Origin of the sequence: Candidatus Protochlamydia sp. W-9, assembly GCF_001950615.1 — a bacterium.
GTDB classification, from domain to species: Bacteria; Chlamydiota; Chlamydiia; order Chlamydiales; family Parachlamydiaceae; genus Protochlamydia; species Protochlamydia amoebophila.
In genome coordinates this window covers 1-368 of record NZ_BCPZ01000341.1, presented here as the reverse complement: position 1 = coordinate 368, position 368 = coordinate 1, and the positions used below count along the sequence as shown (strand labels likewise).

Annotated in this window: 1 protein-coding gene; it reads right to left on the bottom strand. The window is 41.8% G+C overall.

Translation table 11 applies throughout. From position 1 onward, the window contains the following. On the bottom strand, nt 1-368 hold a 368-nt coding region (locus BU804_RS09375; RefSeq protein ID WP_143298979.1), incomplete at both ends, for a hypothetical protein.

The window sequence follows — 368 nt, the reverse complement described above, 5'->3', positions numbered from 1 at the left end:
GATCGAGTGTATTGGCTTCTTCCATGCCGAAATAAAGCGATAAATCATTTAAAAGGTGATGGAGCAACTCCGTGTAGTTCTTTTTTAGGTCGATAATCTTCTCTTTAAAGGGGTGGCACCAAATCTGTTCATAGGTCTGCAGGCGATCCGTTAGCAGCTGTACTGCCTGACGCTTACGTCTGATTTCTTTTGTTTGTAGAGACTCTTCATTGAGATAGGTGCCCATTTGTTCTTGGTAAAGGACAAAGAGCTTAGGAGTGCTTTGATGAAAAGAAATCGTTTTGCGCAGCGTATTACTATGAGAATTAGAACGATACTCCTCTATTTTTTGCATCTGAGCCAATCCATCGGGGGTGTGGATAAGATCA